This window comes from Acinetobacter pullicarnis, from assembly GCF_006352475.1.
GTDB lineage: Bacteria > Pseudomonadota > Gammaproteobacteria > Pseudomonadales > Moraxellaceae > Acinetobacter > Acinetobacter pullicarnis.
The window spans coordinates 2,903,837-2,930,756 of record NZ_VCMZ01000001.1 but is presented as its reverse complement, the minus strand read 5'-3'; the positions used below and the strand labels follow the sequence as shown (position 1 = coordinate 2,930,756).

The following is a 26,920-nucleotide window of genomic DNA, read 5'->3' as shown; positions in this document are numbered from 1 at the left end:
CTATAAACATGGGGATTATTTTAAATTTTACAAGTCCTCAAAAAAATAAAGAGAGCCGAAGCTCTCTTTGATTAGATGATTCAGGTTTTAACGCTTAATGACGTGCCGCTTTGGTTGCGCCAACTGCTTTTACAATTGGAGCTTTCACCAATGGTTTGGGTTGTTCGATTAAAGCAACCTTCAAGATATCATCGATACTCTTGACGGCTTTAATTTCTAAGCCTTCTTTGACATTGTCTGGAATCTCAGCAAGGTCACGGACGTTTTCTTGTGGAATAAAGACCAACTTAATCCCACCACGATGTGCAGCAAGTAGTTTCTCTTTTAGTCCACCGATACGCATTGCACGGCCACTGAGATTGGTTTCACCTGTCATCGCAATATCTGGACGAATTGGAATCCCTGTAAACGCAGAAACCAAAGCCAACGTTAATGCCAAACCAGCTGAAGGACCATCTTTCGGTGTTGCACCTTCTGGTAAATGCACGTGTACATCTGTTGCAGCAAAACGTTCAGACTCAATACCCAGCTCATCTGCACGGGTACGAACCACGGTCATTGCAGCTTTGATGGATTCTTGCATGACATCACCTAAAGAACCGGTGGTAATGAAGGTGCCTTTACCTTTCATGGTTGCTGCTTCAATCGTGAGTAGTTCACCACCGACAGATGTCCAAGCCAAACCATTCACCCGGCCAACTTGCGCTTCATCTTCAGCCATACCGAAGTCAAATTTATGCACACCAAGATATTCAGGAAGATTCTCTGAAGTCACATCAACTTGCAAGTTTTTGGCTTTTTTGCTGACCGCTTCTTTTACCACTTTACGTGCAATTTTAGACAGTTCGCGTTCTAAACTACGTACACCGGCTTCACGGGTATAACGACGCACGATGTCACGAATTGCTTCTTCATGCACAGTCAGTTCTTTTGCTTTTAAACCATTATTTTTAATGGATTTAGGCACAAGGTAACGATCTGCAATATTGACTTTTTCATCTTCGGTATAACCCGGTAGACGAATCACTTCCATACGGTCAAGCAGTGCTTCAGGAATATTCATGCTATTTGCAGTACAAATAAACATGACTTCTGATAAGTCCAAATCAAGATCCAAGTAATGATCGTTGAACTTATTGTTTTGTGAAGGATCAAGTACTTCAAGCAAAGCTGAAGCTGGATCGCCACGATAATCCTGTGCCATCTTGTCAATTTCATCGAGCAAGAACAGCGGATTCTTAACACCGACTTTAGTCAGTGATTGCACAATTTTACCTGGCATCGCACCAATATAGGTACGGCGGTGACCACGAATCTCTGCTTCATCACGCACACCGCCTAAGGCCATGCGTACAAACTCGCGTCCAGTCGCTTTTGCAATAGACTCCCCAAGTGAGGTTTTACCCACCCCAGGAGGACCAACCAAACATAGAATCGGTCCACGTAGCTTTTTCACACGTGATTGCACTGCAAGGTATTCAACAATACGTTGTTTAACTTCGTCTAGACCATAATGATCTGCATCTAAAATCTCTTGCGCTTTTGGCAAGTTGATGCTGACTTTACTGGCGGTATTCCATGGCGTATCTAAAATAGCTTCTATATAGTTACGCACCACAGCAGCTTCACTTGAAGCCGGTTGCATTGCTTTAAGTTTACGGAATTCAGCTTCTGCTTTTTTTCGAACATGCTCAGGCAAATCAGCTTCTTGCAGACGTTTTTCAATTTCTGCAACGTCATCTTCTGCACCACCATTCATGTCAGAAAGTTCACGTTGAATCACTTTCATTTTTTCATTGAGAAAGTATTCGCGTTGATTTTTTTCCATTTGGCGTTTAACAGAATCATGCAAGGTTTGTTCAATTTGCTGTTCTTCTGACTGTTGCAATAAATACGTCATTAGCTCTTGTAAATGGGCTTCAAACGCATTGTGCTCTAAGAACTTTTGTTTAATATCAATGTTCAAAGGCACACGAGTCGCCACAAAAAACAGCAGTTGCAGCACATCTTCAATTTTATTGGCTGCAGCAATTAATTCACGTGCATTACGTAATTTCGCTTCAGCATATTGTGCAAATAAAGCACGTAATTCTTGGATGCGGGTATTCTGAGTTTCTTGATCAATCGTGACAACCATTGGGCTTAATTCATGCTCAGCCGTTAGGTAATCATTTTCATCAATGATTTTTTCCAACTTGGCGCGATATAAACCTTCAATTAAGACTTTAATGCAATTTTCGTCATTTTCATGATTTACAACTTGCACAATCTTGGCAATGGTTCCGTATTGATAAAGGTTGTCGTGGTCAATCTCTTCAGTTAAAGAATCTTTTTGAGCAACGACAAAGACGAGGTTATCGCTGTTCCGCGCTACATCAACCGCTTTAATCGATTTTTCACGACCAACAAAAAGCGCAATTTGCATATGCGGATAAACAACAACATCTCTTAACGCTAAGAGTGGGAGTACGCTTGGAACCTGTGGCTCTAAGGCTTTTTCATTCATAATTATTTCAGACATGGACACTCCTAATGAGTAACAGCTGTGTTGCTATATTTTTAATAGTGATGTGTATTTATAAAATTACAAGGGTTTTAGTCAACTTTATTATAAAAATAGCATATCAAGCTATGCTTGATTACGCTAAAGACATTGGGTAGAGCGTAAGTGGCGTTTAAATGAACGTATTTTGGAGGGACAGAGTAGTGCATCTAATGCTTGATCCCAACGCTGTGCCTGAAAGACTTCGGGAAAAAATTGAAAGTCATGGGCCAGCCCTAAACGGAATGGTTTTTGGGGAGCCGTTGCCAGAGTACGGTCATAAAAACCACCGCCCATGCCAAGACGCATTCCCACTGAATCACAAGCCAATAACGGCATAATCAGTAGATCAAGTTTCGAAACAGCAATTCCCCGATGCTGCATTGGTTCTAGCATGCCGAGCTTATGTCGTGAAAAGCGTTGAGCTTGATATTGATGCAAGCTGATGGGATGCCAAAGTAAGCGTTGGTTCATTGAGCAAATTTTAGGTAAATAGATTTTTTTCTTATGTTTTAAACAGTAGCTGATGATTTGCTGAGTTCGAATCTCACCAAAAGCATCTAAGTACAGTCCAATATGTTGCGCTTGCTGAAATGCTCGGAAGCGAATCAGTTGGCTAAGGCAGGCGCGTTCAGCTTGTTTTTGTTGAAAAACCGTTAGCTTTCGACGTTGCTGTCGAAGTTGCTTACGCTGTGAAGCGAGCGAAATAGGGTGGTCTGACATATTGAAATAAATCGCTCCAAAGGGATGTGGCAGATGATTTCTGCACTGAATACAAGATGTGTTTTCGCTAAAAATAATAGCATTTAATGGTCAATTCTGCTGCAAAGACGCTTAATAGTGGATGTGAATTTAATAATTAATCGCTTGTTCAATGTATTGCAACAATAGTTTGAGTGGTAATTTTAAGCAATTGTCTAACTTGTATTGCAAGTCGGGTTTTAATAGACAGTGAAGTCTGCATTAACAGTGGATTAAGCAATTTTTAGCGTTTTGATTGCCTATTAATTTGTAAATAAAAATATTTTAGACTGCGGACTTGTTTTATAAAAGTCATCCTATATTTCGCCTGAGCACATAATATCGCTGTGGCCATTTATAGGGCCGAGCCAGTGAAAGCAATAACAATCAAATGATTTGACAATAATCAATAAAAGCAATCCATTACATATGAGTCATCCCGTTAGTGATTATAAAGTTTAATTCATTATTTTTTCTTATTAATCGATGATTATTTTCAAATAATACCCTCGATAAATTGAAGTATAGTTCCGTCAATATATTAGAAGTGAATGCGCTGTTTCATAAAGTGTGCAAGGTGATTGTTATGCACATTGATATAAGCCAATTCAGTGGGGTTCATATTGAATTGAACTTAGTAACATTAGTCGATTGGAAATGTTCCTGAAATATAAAAGTTAGATGGGAATATATTCTTTAAGGATGGAGTCAAAATATGTGGGAATTGGGTGTAATTTTACTCTCTCTTGGGCTGTTGATGTATACCGCCTACAAAGGGTTTTCTGTAATACTCATGGCACCAATTTGTGCTTTGTTAGCTGTATTTCTAATTAATCCAGAAAATGTTTTGCCCTTTTATTCAGGCGTATTTATGCCGAAGATGGTGGGGTTTATTAAAGATTACTTCTTGGTGTTTTTGCTGGGTGCAATCTTTGGTAAAGTCGTTGAAATGTCAGGGATTGCTGAATCGATTGCAAAAACGATTGTCAATTTGATCGGTTCAAAAAATGCCATGTTAACCGTTGTGCTTTTGGGCGCAATTTTAACTTACAGCGGTGTGAGTTTATTTGTGGTGGTGTTTGCTGTTTATCCATTTGCAAACCAATTGTTTAGACAAGCCAATATTCCAAAGCGCTTGATTCCTGGAACAATCGCTCTAGGTGCATTTACTTTCACTATGGATGCCTTACCAGGTACACCGCAGATCCAAAATGTCATCCCAACGACATTTTTTGGAACCAATATTTATGCAGCACCAATGTTGGGGATTATTGGTGCAATATTCATTTTGGTTGCAGGTTTAAGCTATTTGGAATGGCGTCGTCGTGTTGCGGCTCGAAATGGTGATGGCTATGCATCTGGGGTGACGTTGACTGCGGCAGAGTTGCAACAATTGGATGCAGAAACTGACCCAACATCGAATGGTTCATTTGCACGCCAATTCTTGGCTTTTGTTCCGCTGATCTTGGTTGCCGTGACCAATAAATATTTATCGACAGCCATTAAAGAGTGGTACCCAAATGGCTTTGATTTTAATGCGATTGGGCTGGCTGCTTATAGTGTAGATGTCGCAAAAACCTCCGCGATTTGGGCTGTCGGTTTGGCTTTAATGGTCGGAATTTTAACGGCAATACTTTACGATTTTCGCCGTGTATATAACAACTTTAAAGAAGGCGTGAATGCCAGTATCAGTGGTTCTTTATTGGCTGTAATGAATACTGCGTCTGAATATGGTTTTGGGGCAATCATTGCAGCATTACCCGGCTTTGTGATTATTAGTCAGGCATTGGGACATACTTTTACGAATCCATTGGTGAATGGTGCGGTGACAACAACCGTCTTGGCAGGTGTAACCGGTTCTGCTTCAGGTGGGATGAGTATTGCCTTAAGTGCAATGGCTGAACAATATAATGCTGCGATTTTGACCATGGGGATTCCACCGGAAGTAATGCATCGTGTTGTATCTATGGCTTCAGGCGGGATGGATACCTTACCGCATAATGGTGCTGTGATTACTTTGCTTGCAGTTACAGGATTAACTCACAAGCAGTCTTATAAAGATATTTTCGCAATTACCCTGATAAAAACGATGGCTGTATTTATTGTGATTGCCGCATTTACTTGGTTTGGTATTGTTTAAAAAAGTCATTCTAAAATAGAAATATGGAGTAGATCATGAGTCAGATGCTGAAAAATAAAGTTGCATTTATTACCGGATCAGCCAGTGGGATTGGGCTTGAAATCGCCCGTAAATTTGCGCAGGAAGGTGCAAAAGTTGTTATTTCAGATATGAATAGCGACAAATGTGCAGAAACGGTAGCGCTATTCAAGCAGGAAGGCTTTGAAGCCTTGTCTGCGCCATGTGATGTGACGGATGAACAAGCCTATAAAGCGGCGATTGAATTGACACAGCAGACATTTGGGCGCCTAGATATTCTAATTAATAATGCAGGATTTCAGCATGTTGCGGCTATTGAGGATTTTCCAACAGAGATTTATCAAAAGTTATTGAATGTGATGTTGGTGGGTTCTTTTGTTGGTATCAAACATGTATTCCCAATCATGAAAGCGCAGCAGTTTGGCCGTGTGATTAATATGGCTTCAATTAACGGCTTGATTGGCTTTGCGGGTAAGGCAGGTTATAACAGTGCCAAGCATGGCGTAATTGGTTTAACCAAAGTGGCTGCTTTAGAGTGTGCGCGGGATGGTATTACCGTTAATGCTTTATGTCCAGGTTATGTTGATACGCCATTGGTACGTGGGCAAATTGCCGATTTAGCAAAAACTAGAAATGTTAGTGAAGCCAGTGCATTAGAAGATGTGATTTTAGCAATGGTGCCCCAGAAGCGTTTACTGAGCGTTGAAGAAATTGCGGACTACGCTATTTTCTTGGCAAGTGATAAGGCTGGTGGCGTAACTGGTCAAGCCGTGGTTATGGATGGCGGTTATACCGTTCAATAAGCTGCACTGAAATTGTATTGGCGATCAGTTGATACGATTAAAATCACATTATATCGAGTGAATTTCATATAAATAGGTGGCGTATGCCGCCTATTTATTTATCTAGATGAGGTAAGAAAATCAATCTATTTCACTGTGTCATAGGATTTATGTCATGAAACAAATTAAAAAAGTTGCCATTGTTGGCACAGGTGTGATTGGTGCCAGTTGGGCAGCATTCTACTTAAATAAAGGCTTTCAAGTGAATGCATTTGACCCTGCACCGGATGCAGAAGTCAATTTACGCAATAGAGTGCAAACTTATTTATTAGACTTAATTGAACTGGATCAAGCATGCGATAAAGATACAGTCGATCATGTTGCCGACACTTTAAAAAAATTGGTCTTTTTTAATAATTTAATTGATGCCGTTAAAGATGCTGACTTTATTCAAGAGAATGGTCCAGAACGAATTGATCTTAAGCAAGATTTATATGCACAAATCACACAAAATTGTCCAGAAGATACGATTGTTGCTTCAAGCTCATCTGGTTTGAAAATATCAGATATTCAAAATAATTGTCTGCACCCAGAGCGAATTGTACTCGGACATCCTTTTAATCCACCACATTTATTGCCACTGGTTGAAATTATTGGCGGTGAAAAAACCGATCAGCGCTATATCAAAGATGCTTTTGATTTTTATCAAAAATTAGGTAAAAAACCGATTTTGATCCATAAAGAAGTGAAAGGGCATGTGGCAAATCGGCTGCAATCTGCGATTTGGCGAGAAGCCTTTTATCTGGTTTCTGAAGGGGTCTGTAGTGCTGAAGATATTGATATTGCAATTAGCAATGGACCCGGTTTACGTTGGGCGATTTTTGGTCCCTATCTGAATATGCAATTGGCCAATCAACAGGGCTTTAAAGCTGCGATGCATCATTTAGGTGGACCAATGAGTGAATGGTGGGCGGATATGCATGCCTATACTTTATCTGAAGAAAAAATTGAGCTACTGAGTGAGGAAACTGAGAAATTTATAAGCAAGTTGGGCGATAAAGATCTGCAGTCACTACGTGATACAGCTTTGCTGGATATATTAAAAATGCGTAAAAAAATGGATCTTCCCTAAGATTATGTCGGTGTTGAATAAGTGGATCATTGCGCTAATGATCCACTCGAATAGACTAGAAATTATAAAACAGCAGAAGATTTAACATTTTATTGTTTTGATTATCATCACCAGTCGTGAGAGAGTTAGCTGAGCCGTTGATAAATGGATCATTTTTACCAATAATATATTCTGCTGCAACTGAAAACTGTTTCACATCCAATTGTGCACCGATGACATTTCGCGTCGAGTCTTTGTATGCTGCAACATTCTTTTTATAGAGCGAATAGGTGAGGTAAGGTGTTAAGCTATATCGACTATTTGGATCTTGATAGACATAGTTCAAGTCGACAGTATAAAAATCTGCGTTATTTGCAACATTATATGTGCTATCAAAAGAGCCAACGACTGAATAATCAGGATGTCGTGGATCTTTATTACTGACCTTATTTTTACCGCCAGTCAGACTCAGATTAAAGTCTTTATATTTTGCACGTGAAAAAAATGCCCAACTCTTACGATTCCCTGTCTCCGCATCGGTTTTATTATCGAGTTGCGAATGCCAATAGGACCCGCCTAAGCTTAATTTGAAATCTTCAATATTAAGTGGAATTTGTTGGTCAATACGTGCAATAAACATGTTCTTCTCTACCAACGAAGTATCAGCAGGATTGTTGGACTTCACAAAATTTGCGGTATATCTTGAAGAATCCTTACTATTACCAATATAGTTACCCGCATCACGTATAAAGTAAGCAAGATCAATTTTGGTGCTATCGGTAAGATTAGATTGAAAATTAAACCCTAGATTATGAACATCCTCGAGACCAGCATTGACTAAAATACCACCATACCAATTGGTTGACCAACCGCGACCAGGACCAAAAGGGATATCCTGAACACCAACCGTTAATTTATGATCTGAATTAAATTTATAGCCAATATTGGCATTCACTAATGTTGAAAAGTCACATAGGGTATCGAATTGATAGCATCGATACTCAAAATTGCCAAAGAAACGGTTAGCATCATATTTAATTGCGATTTTTGCAGCATCAAACTTGAGTTTATGATCATCATCTGAATAATCTTTATCTTGAATATTTGCCCTTAACCAACCAGAAAATGCCAGTTTTCCTAGATCAGAGTCTGCATTACCAATCGAAAGCTCTTTAGCAAATACAGGTGATGCTATAAATGTGGCAAGACATGCTCCTAAAAAAAATGTATTGCGTTTTATTTGATACATATTCATTGTCCTTAATACTTTGATTTGAGTAATAATCCTGATTACTTTTTTGCTCGCTTGGGTTTAGCCAGATAAATTGACAAATAGTTTTGAAAATTATTTGCTCTATACGCTTATTTTTAAGAGTAAATTTAAAAAGCATGCGTTCATATTCAACTAATTTTTTGAATAAAGCACGAGCAAGTTAATGATTTAACTAAGAAAATAAGTTGTAGTGGCATTCCCTTTTTTCTTTGAGTTTTCCAGCCTTCAAATAGAAAAACATCCTGTGTGATGAAAACTTGAATGCAATGAGTATGACTAGAGCAAAAGACGTAATACTCAATTGGCTTAGGCTTTGCCTGATCAAATAAAAGTGATCTAAGGTTCCGATATTTTTTATTGAATTGAAAAAGCATGCTGAGACCGAGAGTTCACGGTTCGAAAGAATGACATGGAGGCATAAAAGTAAAGGAGGTCATTACAGTAGGTATATTTAAATCAATTTCAAAGGTAATCGTTATTGGCACTTTACACTCATGCAATAAGGAGCAGGAGTTACTCCTTATGTGTTATTTATCAATATTTAACGGCAACTAAAGTTCTCAGCTTTTTCGCTATCACCTTGACCGTTGTAGCGTGCAATGCGTGGATAAGGGCACAGTGGACGAGTACGATCAACTGCCCAATCTGTAGGAAGTTCCGTATTTATTGCTCCACTTAAATTACCCACTCCACGTGCTGAGGCAATGGTCCACTGACTTTAAATCGTTAAAATCCGCAGAGTTTGAGTCTGCCATGTAATCCTCTATACTGCAGCACGCTTTTTAAATAATCTTTTCGATTTCCTCTCATTTATGTCTGAACTCACACAGTATTTTGCTCAGAATCAATTTTGTGTATTGGTTGAATACCTCACCTCGATTAAAGGACGGTTTCCAGTAAAAACTGAATTTGCAGGCTTTCCTGCCTGTATGACCTTGGCGGATCGGGTGCATACGGATGAGGATATTGCGCCCTTACACGCTTTAGCCTCCTATCCAGCACAGCCAGAGAAAGTGCTACATTTCTCTGGTAAAGGCCGAGATATTAAAGATTTTGAACGGTTTCTCGACCAGGCAGAACTTGCAGGGCAGTACAACTTATTATTAGTTACTGGTGATAAGCTTAAACAACATCAGTATGGTGATGCAGTCAACCCTCGCAGTCGTTACTTAGAATCTGTGAATGCGGTGATGGCAGCCAAGCAACGGCATAGCTTTGCAGTTGGCGTTGCATTAAATCCGTTTAAATATACGGAAGCAGAAAAAGACGCGCAGTATTTTAAGTTAGAGAAGAAGATTAAAGCGGGTGCTGATTTTATCATTACTCAGTTAGGTTTTGATTTATCAGCATTAAAACAGGCAAAAGCATTTTTGGCAGAACATCAATATCCACAGAAAATTTTGGCCTGTGTCATGCCACTAACCTTGCCGCGTGCCCAGTTTATGCTAAAGCAGCAAGTGGCAGGTATTGTGATCACAGCGCATATGTTGTCCATATTGACGCAAGAGCACAGTAATAATAAACATAATCAACGAGATAATTCATATCGGCGTTGTGCATTGCAGATTTTAATGTGCAAGCATCTTGGTTTTGCAGGTGTGCATCTGTCGGCATGTCATAAGCCTGAAGAACAAGCAAAATTGGCACAGTATATTGAACAATACCAGTCTATGGATTTGGGTGCCTGTGAAGCCTTATGGAATGAACTTTGGCAACTCAAATCAGAAACTGCATTTTATCCAGAAATTATTGATGCTGCTACCAGCGCATCGCAGTACCAAGTCATCAAACATCAACATTTGCAGCTGATGCACAAGCTTTTGTTTAATGCCAAATTGGCGCGTGGTGTGGGTGCCTTTGTATTCCGTGCACCGATTTGGAGTCAGAGCTTCACCAATAAGCTTTTGCTTAAACTTGAATATATCAGTAAGCATGCAATCGTTGGCTGTGAAACCTGTGGTCAATGTCGTTTGGCTGAAACTTTATATGTCTGTCCAGAAACTTGCCCGAAAGGGTTGGCCAATGGTCCTTGTGGAGGGACGACGCTAGATCGCTGTGAATTTGGTGATCGAGAATGCATTCATTCTGTCAAAGCACGCTTGGCCAAAGCGGTCAAACAAACGGATATTTTACAAACAGTATTGATACCCACTGTACCCATTGAAATACGTGGAAGTAGTTCATGGAAAAACTGGTATTTGGCGACACAGACGGATTAATTTTGAATAAGCTTTGATGCGAAAACTGAATAGTTTATTTATTAAATAATTTGGCAAGAAATTAATTGAAGCTGAATGAGCTTTTATCTTTTGTAATGATTCAGAATAAGATCACTCCAATGATGCCGCTGCATGTCATTACCCTTGAACCCTAAAGTTCAAGGTGGACGCGACGCATACTTGCTAGGTTTCCCACACAAGGCAGGCATACGCTCAAAATATGCAGAACGCAATCCTAAGATATAAATATCGGCTCAGGGGAATTTGACCCGCTGGCGAACATCCTAGAGTGATCTTAAGTATAACCAAACTCTGGTATTTGGCAAATGATATACGCTTTATTTAAATTAAAAGCACTGCATTATTGGTGTTATTTGCACAAAGAAAAAGCGGTTTAAACCACTTTTTCAACATCTTCCAATATGTCGCTTAATAAGCGTTCGCAGTGTGAATACTCTTGTAATGATTTGTTCATGGTCAGAACTTCTTGCATAAGTTCCAGTGCCACCATGAGAATCAACTTATTATGTTCAATATTGGGGGCTTTACGGCGAAAGTCGTGAAACTTCTCATTGAGTAGTTCTGCTGCGCGCTCTAAATCCGCTTTTTTACTTGAGGTGGTAGAAAGGCGAAAAGGCTGTTCGTTAATGCGTAATTCAACAATCACTTGCTCAGACATGATTAAGCTTCCTCATGATTTTCAGATGGGTGCGCAAGCTGTTGAATTTCTTGTGCATGATGATCTTGTTCAGTCCCTAGTACAGCCAATCGTTGGATAATGGCTTCTACTTTGGCTTTGGCATGATCATTTTTCTGAATTAAACGCTCTCGTTCTTTTTGTAAGTTTTGAATTTCTTGCTGCGCATGACGTTGTTCGCTTAACATCTTCTCTTTAAATAGGCGTAGTTCGTTACGCTCAGATAAAATTTCCTGAAAGCGATTCTTTAAATCAGTACAACTTTTCTCCAAACGGCTATAACGTTCTGCGAGTGCTGTTGCATCGACATTTAAGGTTTGGAATTGATTTTGAACATGACCAAGTTGTTCATTTAAGTTATCAACTTGATCTTGTGTCTGCGTTATCACACTGTTTTTCTGTGTGATTTGAGCATGCATTTGCTCATCACTGTCTACTTTTTCTTTCAACAGTAATTTATTTTCATCTTGGAAATGTTTTAACTGATTTTTTAAAACACCAAAATGCGTCTGTAAACGCTGTAGTTGTTCTAGCATAAGATGGTCGCACAGAGTAGCAATCAAAGGTAATATAACAAGAAGTATAGAGATTGGATAAACGAATGCAAGACGATATTTCAGGTTGGTTAGATTGGAACCAGAATTTCAGCGGTATTGATGAAATTTCAAGCCCTAGTGAGTTACATGGCCTGCTAACAGGTATAGTTTGTGTTACTGATGCGCCGACCCGCGATGAGTGGCTGCAAATTTTCTCCACGCTAAATGTGCCACCGATGCAAGAAGAAGCATTGGCGATGCTGACTGCAGAAGCAGAAGATGTATCACATGCGCTTGCAGAAGATGAATTAGATTATCTTCCAATGCTTCCAGATGATGAACATTTACTGGTTAAGCGCGTTGATGCTTTGGCCGATTGGTGTGCAGGTGTGGTGCTTGGGTTTGGTTTGGCATCAGGACATATTCGCAGTAATGAGCAAGAGTTAATCGAGCATTTACAAGATGTTGCTGCGGTTGAATTCGAAGAATCAGATGATGATGAAGAAGGTGAGATCAGCTATCAAGAACTGTATGAATTCGTACGTTTGATTCCGATTTCTTTGTCTTTGGGGCGAAAAAAAGTTCCTGTAAGTGAAAGCTCGTTGTTACATCATTTTCAGCAGAAAACACAGCGCAGCGAAGCCAAAAGTGATCAGATTGTAGAAATGTTTACCCCAGATCGACCAAGTTAAAGCGATTAAAATGGTGGTTTGGCGAGAGCGCTGAGCCACCATAGATTTAATTTTATCGGCATTTTTATCGAACTATTGGAATTAAAGCAGAATTATCATGAAATTAGCTCAAGTTGAGTTTCAGCAACGGCGTGACCGTTTAGCCAAAAGTATGGGGCCAAACAGTATTGCCATTATTTCGACTAGCCCAGTAGTGATGCGAAATCGTGACGCTGACTATAAATTCAGGGCAGACAGCAGCTTCTTTTATTTAACGGGTTTTGCAGAGCCCGAAGCCGTTGCAGTGATCGAAACTTTTGAGAGCGTTGCTGAATATAGCTACAGTTTATTCTGTCGCGAGCGAAATCGTGAAATGGAAATTTGGAATGGTTATCGTGCTGGAATTGATGGTGCGATTGATCAATATGAAGCTGATGAAGCTTATGCAATTGATTTACTTGATGAAGAAATCGTCGATAAGATACGGAATAAAAATAAATTATTTTACCGTGTGGGCGAAAGCGCCGATTTCGATGCACGTATTAGTGGGTGGTACACACAGGCTAAACAAAGCCGTGGGCAAAATGCACCTGCAATATTAATGCAGCTCGATCAAATTTTAGATGAAATGCGCCTATATAAATCCGAAGCTGAAATCGCATTGATGCAAATCGCTGCTGATATTAGTGCAGAGGCACATACCCGTGCAATGCAACAGGTACGTCCAGGTATGATGGAATATGCTTTGGAAGCAGAATTAAATTATGTCTTTGGAAAACAAGGTTGTGTGCCTGCTTATAACAGTATTGTTGGTGGTGGTGCCAATGCGTGTATTTTACATTACGTTGAAAATAATCAAGTATTAAAAGATGGTGATTTGGTCCTCATTGATGCTGCATGTGAATATCAATGTTATGCATCGGATATCACACGGACATTCCCTGTAAATGGCCGTTTTAATCCTGAACAAAAAGCACTGTATCAATTGATCTTAAATGCACAACTTGCGGCAATTGAGGCTGTGCAATTGGGACAACCTTTTAAACAGCCACATCATGTTGCTGTACGCATTTTGGTCGAAGGCTTATTGGCGCTCGGCATTATGCAAGGGGATCTCGAACAGATTCTTGCGACGGAAAGTTATACACAATTTTATATGCATGGAACTGGGCATTGGTTAGGTATGGATGTGCATGACGTTGGCGCGTACCAGACAGCCACAGGACAACGTTGTTATGAAGCTGGAATGGTTGTGACAATTGAACCAGGACTTTATATTGCGCCCGATGATGAAACGGTGGATGAAAAATGGCGTGGTATTGGTATTCGCATTGAAGATGATGTGCTTGTAACCACAACTGGACCACGGGTCTTAACTGCAAATGTTGTGAAGTCGATTGAGCAGATTGAGCAACTTATGGCAGAAGCACTGTAAAAATAGTCGATTTGTCGCAGAAATTTGCATAAATTCAGTAGTGGAGTGTTCTTTCAGTGGTTTTTGAGTTTCTCCTTTGATGAGAGAAACGTATTTTAAAATCAATACTGAAAGCGCTCAAGTGAAGTGAAACAACATTTTAAGTCTTTAAACGATGTAATCTTAATTGGGTGGCGGAGTAGAGAATATGCAGGAACATGTAATTATTGTTGGCGGTGGTATGGTCGGCCTGAGTCTTGCACTGATGTTGGCGAAAGTGAACATTGCGGTGAAGTTGATTGAGGCGATCAAATATCCAGATTATCGTTCAACCGAGCTTGCTCCTTACCACTCTAGTTTTGATGCGCGTAATACCGCTTTATCACGTCGAAGTGTGCAAATTTACCAAAGTTTAGGCTTATGGGATGCTTTACAACAACATGCGACCCCAATTTTAGAAGTTCATATTACTGAACAGGGCAGTTTTGGTAAGGCGCGTTTACTTGCAGATCAAGAAAAAGTCGAAAGTTTTGGGCAGGTGATTGAAAATGCATGGTTGGGTCGGGTACTGCTGACGGAAGTTCTCAAGCAGCCTTTGATTGAACTGATTGATGCTGCAAAGGTCACTTCACTGACACAAGATGAGCAACAGGTTTATCTGAACTTTGATAACCAGGCAGGAGAGACCCAGTCGCTACAAGCGAAGCTATTGATTGCTGCAGATGGTCGTGATTCATTCTGCCGCCAAGCTTTGGGGGTGGGGGTGGATGTGCATGATTATAATCAAGTTGCGATTGTGACTGCGGTTGAAACTTCTAAACCGCATCGTCAAGTGGGCTTTGAGCGTTTTAGTGCCTTAGGACCTTTGGCCTTGTTGCCATTGCCTGGTGATTATCGCCGTTCCGTGGTTTGGCCGGTAAAAACGGGGACAGAACACGAATGGTTGGGTGAAGAAAACGATCAACATTTCTTAGATGCCTTACAGGAAACTTATGGGGATCGTGCTGGTAAATTTATTAAAACGGGCCGACGTTTTAGTTTTCCATTGTCACAAGTTCTTGCTGATCGCCAAGCCGTAGGGCGTGTCGTGATTATGGGTAATGCCGCGCATACCATTCACCCCGTTGCTGGACAAGGTTTTAATCTGTGCTTACGTGATGCCGATGTGCTCTTGCGATTTATTGACGAACAACAGCAACAGCACAAAGACCTTGGTGATCCCAATATTCTAAAAGCCTATGAGCAAGCGCGCCTGAGTGATCAACGCCGTGTCATTAAATTCTGTGATGCAGTGGTACGCGGCTTTAGCCATACAAATCCTGCACTTAAACTTTTGCGAAATACTGGTTTGGTCGCATTTGATTTAATTCCTGGGGTAAAACCATTGATAGCAAGTTATGCCATGGGGCTAAAAGCATGAGTCAAATTTTAGATGTGGTGATTGTTGGCGGTGGTCTAGTCGGTGGGTTAACGGCTTTGTTGCTGCAACAAGGCGGTGTACAAGCCACTGTTTTAGATGCTGCACCGATTTTAGATCGTGAAAAAGTCCTTGCAACTGCCAACCCTCGTGTGCTCGCACTTAGCCAAGCCAGCATTCATTTGCTTAAAAGTAGTGGTGCTTGGGATTTAATGGCACGTCTCATGCCTTATAGCGGTATGCAAGTGTGGAATGTAAATGGTTATGGTGAAATCAACTTTGGCCAAGCCAGTGAAAATTGTCCCAGTGAAGCACAACGTTTAGGGGTAATGGCTGAGCCCAGCATTATCAATTTGGCAATCCAAGAAAAGATGTTGCAGGTTATTGATGATTATCGGACTTCAGTCAAAGTCGTGGCGATTGAACAACAGGTCAATACTTGGATGATCCGTTTGGCGGATGGCACTGAACTGCACACCAAGCTACTTATCGGTGCTGACGGTGCAAACTCTTTTGTGCGTGAACAGGCGATGATTGATCTTGATGTGTTGGATTATCAACAGGCTGGATTGACTTGTGCGATTCGAACGGCTGAACCTCATTTACATGTGGCGCGTCAAATATTCCATCCGACGGGGCCGTTGGCCTTTTTACCGATGGCCAGTTTAAATGATGAACAACAAGGCCATTGGTTGTCGATTGTGTGGACGTTACCGCAAGACTACGCAGATGAATATGCAGCTTTAGATGATGCGGATTTTTGTCAGTTACTGAGCCGAGAAAGCCACCTGATGCTTGGCACCGTACTTGAAGCAACACCACGTGCGGTATTCCCATTAAAAGCCCGTGCCGCTCAACACTATGTACGTCAAGGCTTAGCGTTAATTGGTGATGCAGCACATGTGATCCATCCATTGGCTGGTCAAGGTGTTAATATTGGTTGTCTGGATGCGGCATTATTATGTGATGCGTTATTGCATGATTTAAAACGTGGTGTTTGGGCCCATGAGCAGACCCTTATGCGCTATGAACATCGTCGTAAAGGTCAAAATGATGCCATGATGCATAGCATGTCTGCGATTGGTTGGCTGGAAACGCAGCAACTTTTCCCACTGGTTTGGGCGCGAAATTTCGGCTTAAAGCAGGTCGAACAGCAACCCATTTTAAAAGATGTCTTTATGTCTCGCGCCAACGGTTTATACGCTTTGGAAAACACGCGTTATGCAGCAGTATAAATGTGATGATGAAATTTGAACAAATTTTTAAACATTGTTACTTTTTTGGTTAAAATAAATACGATTTTGTTAAAATAGACTCTAGTCGAAAGCACAAGAGCTTGGTACATTTCTCGTTAAAACATGACCTGTATTTTGGTCAAAAGATGTCGTTGATGGGGAGTTTAAAATGACTGATGCAAATGATTACGATGAAAATGATGACGACGCTGTCGACGAGGATGAAGCACAAGCTGCAGAGAAGGGTGCGGCTGTAAGTGATGCAACTGTTACGGATACAGATCAAGCAGCCGCAGAAACGCTCACGGTGACCGCCAAAAATAAACAGCGCCAATCACTTGAAGATGAGCTTGCTCAATTCTTGGCAAGTGGTGGCAGAATCACAGAAGTTCCACCAGACGAATCTGCGTACGATTAAGAAAAAAGCATCACCTCGGTGATGCTTTTTTATGGCATATCTATTGCCATGATTTTGATTGAATTTGGACTTGGCTTTAGATTAATTTAAGTCTCTGTCTAGTTTGTCTTGCTCTTTTTCCGCAGTAAGCTCTAAAGCACGCTGATAAGCGATTTTCTTTTTCACCCCAGAAAGATCTGCGGCCAATTGTGAGGCTGCTTTAACAGAGAGATCTTCCAATAAGCGAGTTAACAGTTGGTCTAATTTTAACTGATCTAGATCGACCTCTTTGGCTGCACCACCAATCACTAAAACAATTTCACCTTTTTGCTGATTGTGATCGCGCTCAATCAAGCTGACCAGTTCTGCCAAAGTCATTTTTTTAATGGTTTCAAATGTCTTGGTAATTTCTCGTGCAAAACCTACAGGTCGGTCTGCACCAAAGACTTGTGCCATATCTTTAACACTCGCCAAAATACGATGCGGGGCTTCATAAAAAATCAGTGTCTGGGTTTCATCCTTGAGTTTTTCCAATTGGAGAAGGCGCTGTGATGACTTTGAGGGCAGAAAGCCTTCGAAACTAAAGCGATCACTGGGGAGGCCGACACTACTTAATGCGGCAATCGCAGCACATGCACCAGGCACAGGTGTGACACGAATTCCATGTTCCTGCGCAGCTCGAACCAGTTTAAAACCTGGATCACTAATCAGTGGGGTACCAGCATCACTGACCAATGCAATGTTTTCACCATTTTTAAGCCGACCAATCAATTGATCGATTACCATATTTTCATTGTGATCATGACATGCAGTTAATGGTGTTATAATGTTGAAATGTCTTAATAATTGTATTGATTGGCGTGTGTCTTCCGCCGCAATTACCGCCACAGATTTCAACACTTCTACTGCGCGGAAAGTCATATCATCCAAGTGGCCAATTGGGGTCGCGACGACAAATAACTGAGCACTCATAGGGATTCTCCATGCAAAAAAATAAGGTGTTGAATATATATCGGAAGGGACTGATATGTTTTGGGCTTTTAATCGGGGTTTCGACAGTGCAAGCCGAAGTGTTGGTTATTCTACCTGAAACTGGCGACTTGGCGAGAGCGGGTTTAAGTATTCGGCAAGGCATGCAGAGTGCAAATCAAATGGCTGGCGATAAAACCAGCTTAAAATTTATCAATGCCAATGACAATAACCTGGCAGCTTTATTAAAAAAGCATGTCAATAAAAAAACTGAAATGGTGATTGGGCCATTAGCACGACAAGATGTAGAACGATTGATTGAATATAATCCTAAGCTTCCTGTTTTGGCACTGAATGAAGTCGCACGAACCCATAAAAATGTATGGCAGTTTAGTTTATCCAAAGATGCGGATACCGAGGCACTGCTCAGGGAAATCGAAAAAGATAATTTGTCTACCCTCTATGTTTATCAGCAATCGGGTACTGAACAGACCTTTAATATGTTTGTAACCTCATTACAGCAGAAGTTTAAAGGTCAGATTGAACGCGTTGATCAGCTGCCTAAGAAAACAAGCAAAAAAAGTGGGATTTTATTATTAGGCGATAATTCGTGGATAAATACACTGAAAAAATTGCCAACAAAACATATTTATGCATCCGCTAAGGCGATTGCAGATAATCAGCCGATACCAGTTGGTCTAAAATTTTGTGACGTTCCTGCAATTTATGTTGCAAAATGGCCAGATGTTATGCAAGCCTATCAGCAAGATCCAACCTCAATGCCTTATCAACGCTTAATTGCATTTGGTGGAGATGCATGGGCCATGAGTCAGGTCATATTGTCAGAGCCTAAACTGAAGCATTTTAGTTTTTCTGGGCGAACTGGAGAAATTACAATGACAGATCAGCAAATTCAACGTACCCCGGCGTGTTTTATCAATACGAAAAAGGGTTTAGTGGTGTTGTAGATGGGGAAAATGGCAGAAACATCGTTAGGTGGTTGGGCTGAATGTACTGCACGGCAGTTACTCGAAGCGCACGATTTTCAGATTCTGTCACAAAATTTTCATAGCCGTTATGGGGAAATTGATCTGATTGCGGTACGTGATCATGATGTGGTTTTTGCAGAAGTCAAAGCCCGAGCAGCCACACAATTTGGTCATGCTTATGATGTGATTACACGTGCGAAACAACTGAAGATTATCAAAACAGCTTGGGTGTTTTTAGCGGAGAATCCGCAGTTACACTCATATTTCTTTCGTTTTGACGTCTTTTGTTTTGATTTTTATCGTAAATTTGCAAAAAACGTACAGTATGACTTTGCTAAATTTCCGTATGATCTGCAGTGGATAGAAAACGCATTTACTTTGGATACAGACTTGATTCGTCTGTGATTTATCTAAATGTATTGGTTTGAAAAAAATATAGATTTTTATAAATTATTTGAGGAGTAATCCTGAGTGTTAAAGCCGATTGTCATTACCATGCTATGTATTGCAAGTTTGTCTGGTTGTAGTTTTATCTCGGGTGGAACCGGAACAACACCAGTTGGGACCGATAGTGGCGTGCGCTCTTTAGGGCAAGTCTTTATCGATTCATCAATTGAACGGACTGCAAAAGTTAACCTCTATAAATTAGATTCACGTTTTAAACAATCTCGAGTCAATATTAATAGTTTTCACAGCAATGTTTTGTTAACTGGACAAGTGCCTGACGCACATTTAAAGCAGTTGGCAGAAGACAATTTACGCGCAATGAGTGATGTGAAAACTGTGCACAACTACATTACGATTGGCAATCAGATTGGTTATAGCACCATCATGCAAGATGGCACAGTGACCGCAAACACACGTGGTTTAGTCATGAAAGCGCCTGTTATTTCAGACAGTAAGGTTTCTCTGCATACTGAAGATGGTGTGTTGTATGTGATGGGGCGTTTAAATAACCCAGAAATTGTAGATTTAAATGATGTGCTGAAAAAAGTGGGGAATGTCACTAAAATTGTGACGTTAATCGACAATACTCAGCAGCAAAGTGCGGCAAACCAAAGTAATGTTTCTGCTCAGCCCTATAACAATGCTGGGGTGCAAACACCTGTTGCGGTTGATCCAAATGCATCAGGTTCAAATAATGTTCAACCCTAAACGTCAACAGTTACAGCGCTATCTCGGTCATACAGCCAAAAATCTGCAACAGCAACTTAAAGATTTTCGACTGTATGATCTCGGCAGTTATGCTTTAAACCGTTTTAGTTCACGTCAAGGTTATCACTTGACTGAGAATGTCGCGTATGGAACAGCAAACAAGCAGCAACTGGATCTGTATGTTTCAAAGTCAAAACGTTATCAACAGCGACCATTGGTGGTGTTTGTCTATGGCGGTGCTTGGTCACATGGTGATAAAAATACCTATCGTTTTGTTGGAGAAGCATTGACTCGATTTGGTTACGATGTTGCTGTGATTAATTATCATCATGCGCCACAACATAAGTTTCCAAGTTATGTCGATGATTTGGCTTTGGCGCTCGATTTTTTGGGCAGGCATCAGCAACAATATGCAGTGTCCACTGAAAATATTGCATTAATGGGGCATTCTGCCGGTGCCTTTAATGTGGCCTCGTTGCTGTACCATCCACGTGCAGTCGCATGTATGCAATTGCCATTTATTCGTGCAATTATTGGGATCGCGGGGCCATATCACTTTGATTATTTGGGTGATCAACTCGCACAAGATGCCTTTGATCAAAGTGTTCCTTATCAACAAGTGATGCCTTATTATTTTGTGAAAGAGAATTCGATCAAACATTATTTTTTTTTGGCTGAAAAAGATCAGATCGTCCAAGATAAAAATACTTTTGATTTACATGCAGAGTTACTCAGTGTGGGCAATCATAGTCATGTTGAGGTGATTCGCCGTACTGGGCATATTTCGATTATGGGAAGTTTTGCGAGTATTTTTAGTCGCTTTTTCCAGACCAGAACGCGGGTGATTCATGCCCTAGATGAAACCTTCAAAGATCAGCGCATGCATTAATCCGTGTAGTGATTAATGCATGGCCAAGCTGAAAAAGGGATTGCGACGGTACAGGCTGTAGATTTTAATCTGACATAGAGTGTTGATGAATAACATGTTGAATCATACGATGCGCAATACTGCCACTAAATGGAATTTCAGGCAGTTGATCAAATTTAAAGAATTGAGCATCACTGATTTCTTCTTCCTGTAATACAATATCACCCGATTCATATTCAGCTCTAAAGGCCAACATCAGATTGCTTGGAAAAGGCCACGGTTGGCTTGAAAGATATTGAATGTTTTTAACCTGTAGGCCAACTTCCTCAAGTGTCTCACGTTGTACAGCTTCTTCTAGCGTTTCTGCAACATCAACAAAACCTGCAATCAGACCATACATATTGGTATTGGTCTTTGCGTTTTTAGCCAACAGAATTTCATCTTTACCGCGGGTAATAATGGTAATTACGCAGGGCTGCACACGTGGATATTGATGGTAAGCACAGTCTGGGCAGACCATGGCATATTCGGTAGCGTGAATTTGTGTGGCATGACCACAATGACTACAGAACTTATGGTTACGACGCCATTCAAGTAGCTGTACAGCACGACTGGCTTGCTCAAATTGATTGGTAGACCATTGGCTAATCAGTTGTCGAATTGGCATAAGCTGATAGCCACTGGGAATTGCTTCTAAATCTCTTAAATCACGTGCAATAATTTGATCACCAACTTGCAGGGGAAGATCATCAACCAGCTTTTCAACTTGGGGTAATTGAAGATTAGAGTCCACTAAAAGTTGATTGTGATGGAAGATATAGGCAAGTGAGAGTTCAGACATGTTGGCGTTCGCTATTTGATGTTGGCTGTAGGGAGATGGTGCTACAACTGAATGTAATACAGCGCGATGCATTTGTAAAACCTTAGTCGAAACAGAGAGATCGACTGATGAAAACAAGCAGTTGCGCTGTATAAGTGGATTGCATTCAGGCCTTTGTATCGTCGAAGCCTATGTACGGTTTATTTGGCAAAGAGGCTTGGCTCACCATTTTTGTCTTGATAGTGCTGCATCCATTGCTGGTGTGCGGCCAACTCTTCTGCTGAAGGGAAAATGACCGGCAGTTGAGCTTCAAGATTATGTTGCTTGTCGAGCGTTTGCTGTTGATCCGTTTGTTCAGTCAGCGCATCAATGTCCAAAGAAACCTGACCACCAGTCATGGCCAAATACACATCTGCTAAGATTTCAGCATCGAGTAAGGCACCATGGAAAGTACGATCACGTTGCGGTACTTCATAGCGTCGCACTAAAGCATCCAGTGAGTTTTTTTGACCGGGATGTTTGCTTTTGGCCATCGCCAAGGTGTCAGTGACGCTACAGACTTCAGACAGGGCTGGATAGCCACAACGCTTGAACTCCATATTTAAGAAGTTCATATCGAAGCTGGCGTTATGCGCAATAATTTCACCGCCCTTTAAATATTCAAATAAGGTCGCGGCAATTTCGGCAAACTTGGGTTTATCGGCAAGAAACTCATCACTGATGCCGTGAATACGAAAAGAGTCACCGACCGGTGTTTCGCCATTGATATAAATATGGATGGAACTGCCGGTCAGTTTGCGATTCACCATTTCAATCGCGCCAACTTCGACAATACGGTCGGTATTTTGAAAATAGAAACCAGTGGTCTCTGTATCCAAAATAAACTGTCGTGGACCTTCGAGGTGTTTATTGGCAGGGGTAATAACAATCTGCGGATGTACTTCTGTTGGTGCCGTGGTGGTTAGGGCTACAGCAGTTGGCTGTTCAGCAGAAGTTATGAGCTTGTTGGAGCTGTTCTGTGCAGACTTGAGCAAGGGTGCATCTGCTTCTGGCACCTCTTCCATTTCCCCATCATCAGTGTCAGCAAAGTCGAGACCAAAAGGGTCGTTTAAGAGCCAGTCTGGTTCAGCTTTTTTTTTTGCTGTGCTATCGGTGATAGAGTCTGTATTGGTTTCAGTGGCTGTTGCTGGTTGAGCTGCGACAACCATATTATCGATGCTGGCTTGTATGGGTTCGCCGGCTTTTATTTGGGTGAGGGTTTGGTCTGCACCGCGGTTGGCCAATTGATCGGCCTTTTCATTGCCGGCATGTCCTGCGTGGCCTTTCACCCAGTTCCATTCGATGTCACGGTTTTGACAGACTAAATCCAATTCTTTCCAGAGGTCTGGGTTTTTAACATCTTTCCAGTTTTTCTTTTTCCAACCTTCAATCCATTCGGTAATACCACGTTTCACATAGGTCGAGTCTGTCCACAAAATCAGCTTGTCGGTCGGTGCACAAAACCGAATACCTTCAATGGCAGCGCGCAACTCCATGCGATTATTGGTGGTGTTCGCTTCACCACCACACAACTCATGCTTTTGATCTGGCGTGATCACGTAGGCGCCCCAACCCCCTAAACCAGGGTTACCACGGCAAGCACCATCGACATAAAGTGTGATTGTTTGAGACATAATTTGAACCAGTGAAATTAAATTTAGAGTTGAACATCAGGGTTGAAGAAATTATTGTATATGCAAATAGGGGATTTCAGCGATAATTCTCAATTATTTTTAATTTCTTGTAACATTTGTATGCGATTCGCATTCAATAGTAGACTTGCGTCAATGTGCCGCTTCTCTACAATGGCATATATAAAATAAATTTACGATTTGTGTTCCGGAACCTTGTATGTATAAACCAAGTACAGCTGTGTGGAAGCCTTCTGCATCTATAATATTTAAACTTTCAATAATTACATCAGCATTGGCAGCGCTCGGTCTTACTACAGGTTGTTCTACTACACCAACAGCTGGCGGTATGGCATCTGGACAGCAATCTGGCATGTTAGATGCCAATAGCTTGAATTCACTTGAAGATTTATTGTCAGCAACCGATATGCGTGCGGTTGAAGGCGATCGACTACAAATTTTAAAACACGGTGATGTGTGGAAGCGCATGACGGTTGGTTTTAAAATGGATGAAAGCAATCCCGATCCACGTATTGCAGCGCAGCGTGGTTGGTTTATTTCTAGACAGCCATATTTAGATCGACTCAGTGCACGTGCTTCACGTTATCTTTACCATACGGTAAAAGAGGCGGAGCGTCGTGGCTTACCAACAGAATTGGCTTTACTGCCTATTATTGAAAGCTCCTATGATCCAGCTGCGACCAGTAGTGCAGCAGCAGCAGGCATGTGGCAGTTTATTCCGAGTACTGGCCGTATTTATGGCCTAAGACAAAACAATCTTTATGATGGGCGTCGTGATGTTGTTGAATCAACACGTGCTGCTTATGAATTCTTAGGCAGTCTCTACAATCAGTTTGGTTCATGGGAATTGGCTTTGGCCGCCTATAATGCAGGGCCTGGCCGAATTCAACAGGCGATTAATCGTAACCAAGCGGCTGGACTACCTACAGATTATTGGTCATTAAAACTGCCTCAAGAAACCATGAGTTATGTACCACGGTTCTTGGCTGTGGCACAGATTATTAAAAGTCCGCAAAACTATGGGGTGAGTTTACCGCCTATTGCCAATCGGCCACATTTTAGAGAAGTCGCGGTTCCTGCTGGTGCACAACTCAACCAAATTGCCAGTATTACGGGCATGAGCCGAGCAGAATTATATGCATTAAACCCCGGCCATCGTGGTGAAGTGATTGATGCATTAAGTCCGCAACGGATTTTAATTCCAGCATATTTAAACCCTAATATTGATGCGCGTTTACGTGTGATTTCAGGTTCGGGTGAATTTTTGGCACTGAACACCGGCAATACCGCGAGTACAGTGACCACGACACCACAACCGGTGGCCAGTACCAGTGTGAGCAAAGTGATTACGCCTGTCGCTACCACGCCAACCTATACTGCCAGTAGTTCGGTAAAAGTACCGACACCCGTGACTCAAACAACGCTTAAAAACACCCCGCAAGGTTCAAATGCACTGGCGAGTTTTGCATCCAATGCAGACGTGCCCAGTGCGCCACGTATTCCTGTCGCAATTAATCAAGCTGCAAATATTAAACCTGTAAGTATTGAGCCACCCATTTCAGGCAAAGAGCGTGAGCAAATCCTTGCGGCTGTAAAAGCTGAAAATGGCAAAGAAACCGTACAGCAAATCTTGCAACCGCAAGCCACAGCTGCAGAAAAAGACGAAGTGGTCAAAGAAATTACTGCACTTGCACCGCAAGGGACGCAAGTGGTTGATCCATTGGATGGCAAAATCAAATTGACTGCGATTCAAACCAGTCAATCCGTTGCAGAACAGCAAGGTAAAGAAGTTACGGTTGGTTTCTCCTACCCGAAAGGCGTTGCTGAAAATACACCTGCAAACTCGGCTGAAGCGCGTTTAAACCAAGGAAAAAGCTTTGAAAGAACAGCGACAGATGACGTCATTGTGGTTCCGCCAAAGGGGAAGCGTAGCACCTATACAGTGGTTGCAGGCGATACTTTAGCGATTATTGCCACGAAAAATGGGGTGAATTGGCGCGATGTTGCCAATTGGAATCAGGTCAATCCAACCGGTACTTTATTTGTTGGCACGACTTTATATCTTTATGATGCGAAACCTGTAACAACCGATGCGCCTAGTCAGACCTCAAACTCTCAGAAAGTAGAAAAAACCACCAGTTATGTGGTGAAACCAAATGACAGCTTAACGGCTGTGGCTGAACAGTTTGGTTTATCCTTACAACAATTGGCGAATTATAATAATTTAAGTGTGAGTAGTAACTTACTGGTGGGGCAAAAACTGAGTTTGGTGGACAATCCCAATCGCAAACCGGTCATCGAAAATAGCAGTAAAGAACAAAAAACCACACAACGCACTGAAGTTAAACTGAAGACCAAGGTCTATACCGTCAAGCGTGGTGAGTTTTTAAATTTGATTGCCAATCGTTATGCCATGTCGAATCAGGAACTTGCTGATTTAACAGCGGGGTTATCCGCTGACAGCAGTTTATTGGTGGGACAAAAAATTAATGTGCCACTCAATGAAGTCAACACACAAAGTACAACTGCTAAGGCAGAAAAAGTCGAAATTGCTAAGCCAGAAATTACTTATAAGACAGAGAACTATAAAGTTCAACGCGGTGAAACCCTGTCGAGCATTGCTGCACAATCAAAAATAAGCCTGAATGCCTTGGCTGAACTCAATAAGTTTTCGCCAAACAAAGGTTTGTTGGTGGGACAAAGCATTAAAGTGCCAGCAGGGAGTATTACCCCTGAAAACTATACGGTACAGTCTGGAGATAGTTTAACGGTAATCGCGAATAAATATGATTTATCCGTGAGCAAACTGGCTGACCTCAATGGACTTAGCAGCAGTTCGGGCATACAAGTGGGACAGAAGTTAAAACTGACTGGTGAGGTGGTTGCACCTGCTGCCAAAACAGTAAAAACCAGTGCTAGTAAGACATCAAGCAAAAGCACTGAAAAATATGTGGTAAAAGCAGGAGAGTCTTTGACCTCACTTGCTGCTCGTTCTGGTGTGTCTGTGCAAGAGCTTGCAGAGATCAATGACTTGACTGCAAAAACCAGCTTACGCCGTGGACAGACCATTCAGCTACCCAAAACCACAGTGCAATATACGGTAAGAAGTGGTGATTCATTGATCCGCTTAGCCAGTAAATATGGTTTAGATACACAAGCTTTGGCTGAAATGAATGACATGAAGCCCAATGCAAGTCTTCGCATTGGTGAAGTGATTAAAGTACCAAACTTATAA

At 41.4% G+C, this 26,920-nt stretch carries 22 protein-coding genes, 1 other RNA gene and 1 pseudogene; 14 read left to right on the top strand and 10 right to left on the bottom strand.

Annotated elements, in window-relative coordinates:
• Window positions 1-94: 94 nt before the first annotated feature.
• Together lon and FD716_RS12955 are read right to left on the bottom strand one after the other, a co-directional pair.
• The gene (gene lon, locus FD716_RS12960; protein ID WP_139852725.1) at window positions 95-2,521 is read right to left on the bottom strand and encodes an endopeptidase La; all 2,427 of its coding nucleotides are present in this window, start codon (window positions 2,519-2,521) and stop codon (window positions 95-97) included.
• Window positions 2,522-2,644: 123 nt separating this feature from the next.
• Entirely contained in the window at window positions 2,645-3,265 is a 621-nt protein-coding gene (locus tag FD716_RS12955; RefSeq protein ID WP_139852724.1) for a 5-formyltetrahydrofolate cyclo-ligase, read from the bottom strand.
• Between the two features lie 733 nt (window positions 3,266-3,998).
• Between FD716_RS12955 and FD716_RS12950 the strand changes: the two genes are divergently transcribed.
• The 3 genes from FD716_RS12950 (at window position 3,999) to FD716_RS12940 (ending at window position 7,355) form a co-directional block, all read left to right on the top strand.
• The gene (locus FD716_RS12950; RefSeq protein WP_139852723.1) at window positions 3,999-5,423 is read left to right on the top strand and encodes a GntP family permease; all 1,425 of its coding nucleotides are present in this window, start codon (window positions 3,999-4,001) and stop codon (window positions 5,421-5,423) included.
• Between the two features lie 35 nt (window positions 5,424-5,458).
• Entirely contained in the window at window positions 5,459-6,244 is a 786-nt protein-coding gene (locus tag FD716_RS12945; protein WP_139852722.1) for a 3-hydroxybutyrate dehydrogenase, read from the top strand.
• A gap of 154 nt (window positions 6,245-6,398) precedes the next feature.
• Complete coding sequence (locus FD716_RS12940; protein WP_139852721.1) at window positions 6,399-7,355, top strand: 3-hydroxyacyl-CoA dehydrogenase NAD-binding domain-containing protein; 957 nt, start codon at window positions 6,399-6,401, stop codon at window positions 7,353-7,355.
• A 55-nt stretch (window positions 7,356-7,410) separates the two neighbouring features.
• Here FD716_RS12940 and FD716_RS12935 read toward each other — a convergent pair whose 3' ends face one another.
• Complete coding sequence (locus tag FD716_RS12935) at window positions 7,411-8,583, bottom strand: TonB-dependent receptor (protein WP_139852720.1); 1,173 nt, start codon at window positions 8,581-8,583, stop codon at window positions 7,411-7,413.
• A 565-nt stretch (window positions 8,584-9,148) separates the two neighbouring features.
• A pseudogene (locus FD716_RS12930) lies at window positions 9,149-9,313 on the bottom strand (tannase/feruloyl esterase family alpha/beta hydrolase); the annotation flags it as partial.
• Window positions 9,314-9,419: 106 nt separating this feature from the next.
• On the opposite strand from FD716_RS12930, the gene FD716_RS12925 reads away from it, so the two are divergent.
• The gene (locus FD716_RS12925; RefSeq protein WP_139852718.1) at window positions 9,420-10,826 is read left to right on the top strand and encodes a methylenetetrahydrofolate reductase C-terminal domain-containing protein; all 1,407 of its coding nucleotides are present in this window, start codon (window positions 9,420-9,422) and stop codon (window positions 10,824-10,826) included.
• A gap of 109 nt (window positions 10,827-10,935) precedes the next feature.
• Here the strand turns inward: FD716_RS12925 and ssrS are convergent.
• From ssrS to FD716_RS12910, 3 genes are all read right to left on the bottom strand, one after another.
• A non-coding RNA gene (gene ssrS, locus FD716_RS12920) (6S RNA) lies at window positions 10,936-11,120 on the bottom strand.
• Window positions 11,121-11,220: 100 nt separating this feature from the next.
• Window positions 11,221-11,505, bottom strand: coding sequence for a cell division protein ZapA (locus tag FD716_RS12915; protein ID WP_139852717.1), 285 nt, complete (start codon window positions 11,503-11,505; stop codon window positions 11,221-11,223).
• A 2-nt stretch (window positions 11,506-11,507) separates the two neighbouring features.
• Entirely contained in the window at window positions 11,508-12,059 is a 552-nt protein-coding gene (locus FD716_RS12910) for a hypothetical protein (RefSeq protein ID WP_139852716.1), read from the bottom strand.
• 65 nt (window positions 12,060-12,124) lie between these two features.
• Here FD716_RS12910 and FD716_RS12905 point away from each other — a divergent pair, with 65 nt between their 5' ends.
• From FD716_RS12905 to FD716_RS12885, 5 genes are all read left to right on the top strand, one after another.
• Window positions 12,125-12,751, top strand: a complete 627-nt coding sequence (locus FD716_RS12905) for a UPF0149 family protein (protein WP_139852715.1) — start codon at window positions 12,125-12,127, stop codon at window positions 12,749-12,751.
• A 97-nt stretch (window positions 12,752-12,848) separates the two neighbouring features.
• Window positions 12,849-14,165: a Xaa-Pro aminopeptidase gene (gene pepP / locus FD716_RS12900; protein WP_139852714.1), complete on the top strand. Its 1,317-nt coding sequence runs from the start codon at window positions 12,849-12,851 to the stop codon at window positions 14,163-14,165.
• Window positions 14,166-14,352: 187 nt separating this feature from the next.
• On the top strand, window positions 14,353-15,564 hold the full coding sequence (ubiH, locus tag FD716_RS12895) for a 2-octaprenyl-6-methoxyphenyl hydroxylase (protein WP_139852713.1): 1,212 nt from the start codon (window positions 14,353-14,355) through the stop codon (window positions 15,562-15,564).
• Complete coding sequence (locus FD716_RS12890; protein WP_139852712.1) at window positions 15,561-16,796, top strand: FAD-dependent monooxygenase; 1,236 nt, start codon at window positions 15,561-15,563, stop codon at window positions 16,794-16,796. The genes ubiH and FD716_RS12890 overlap by 4 nt, the downstream gene beginning before the upstream one ends.
• A 169-nt stretch (window positions 16,797-16,965) precedes the next feature.
• A complete protein-coding gene (locus FD716_RS12885) occupies window positions 16,966-17,214 on the top strand; it encodes a hypothetical protein (protein WP_139852711.1) in 249 nt (82 codons plus the stop codon).
• Between the two features lie 81 nt (window positions 17,215-17,295).
• On the opposite strand, the gene rsmI is transcribed toward FD716_RS12885, so the two are convergent.
• Window positions 17,296-18,165 (bottom strand): 16S rRNA (cytidine(1402)-2'-O)-methyltransferase, encoded by an 870-nt coding sequence (rsmI, locus tag FD716_RS12880; RefSeq protein WP_139852710.1) that lies wholly within the window; start codon window positions 18,163-18,165, stop codon window positions 17,296-17,298.
• Between the two features lie 11 nt (window positions 18,166-18,176).
• Between rsmI and FD716_RS12875 the strand changes: the two genes are divergently transcribed.
• From FD716_RS12875 to FD716_RS12860, 4 genes are all read left to right on the top strand, one after another.
• On the top strand, window positions 18,177-19,130 hold the full coding sequence (locus FD716_RS12875; protein ID WP_139852709.1) for a penicillin-binding protein activator: 954 nt from the start codon (window positions 18,177-18,179) through the stop codon (window positions 19,128-19,130).
• Window positions 19,131-19,139: 9 nt separating this feature from the next.
• Window positions 19,140-19,556: a YraN family protein gene (locus tag FD716_RS12870; RefSeq protein WP_171477102.1), complete on the top strand. Its 417-nt coding sequence runs from the start codon at window positions 19,140-19,142 to the stop codon at window positions 19,554-19,556.
• 66 nt (window positions 19,557-19,622) lie between these two features.
• Window positions 19,623-20,306, top strand: a complete 684-nt coding sequence (locus FD716_RS12865) for a BON domain-containing protein (protein ID WP_139852707.1) — start codon at window positions 19,623-19,625, stop codon at window positions 20,304-20,306.
• Complete coding sequence (locus FD716_RS12860) at window positions 20,293-21,195, top strand: alpha/beta hydrolase (RefSeq protein WP_139852706.1); 903 nt, start codon at window positions 20,293-20,295, stop codon at window positions 21,193-21,195. The genes FD716_RS12865 and FD716_RS12860 overlap by 14 nt, the downstream gene beginning before the upstream one ends.
• 64 nt (window positions 21,196-21,259) lie before the next feature.
• On the opposite strand, the gene nudC is transcribed toward FD716_RS12860, so the two are convergent.
• Together nudC and dnaQ are read right to left on the bottom strand one after the other, a co-directional pair.
• Window positions 21,260-22,015: an NAD(+) diphosphatase gene (gene nudC, locus FD716_RS12855; RefSeq protein ID WP_139853684.1), complete on the bottom strand. Its 756-nt coding sequence runs from the start codon at window positions 22,013-22,015 to the stop codon at window positions 21,260-21,262.
• A 179-nt stretch (window positions 22,016-22,194) separates the two neighbouring features.
• Window positions 22,195-23,667: a DNA polymerase III subunit epsilon gene (gene dnaQ, locus FD716_RS12850; RefSeq protein ID WP_139852705.1), complete on the bottom strand. Its 1,473-nt coding sequence runs from the start codon at window positions 23,665-23,667 to the stop codon at window positions 22,195-22,197.
• A 217-nt stretch (window positions 23,668-23,884) separates the two neighbouring features.
• Here dnaQ and FD716_RS12845 point away from each other — a divergent pair, with 217 nt between their 5' ends.
• Window positions 23,885-26,920 carry a LysM peptidoglycan-binding domain-containing protein gene (locus tag FD716_RS12845; RefSeq protein WP_139852704.1) on the top strand — a complete coding sequence of 1,012 codons (3,036 nt, stop codon included), beginning with the start codon at window positions 23,885-23,887 and terminating at the stop codon, window positions 26,918-26,920.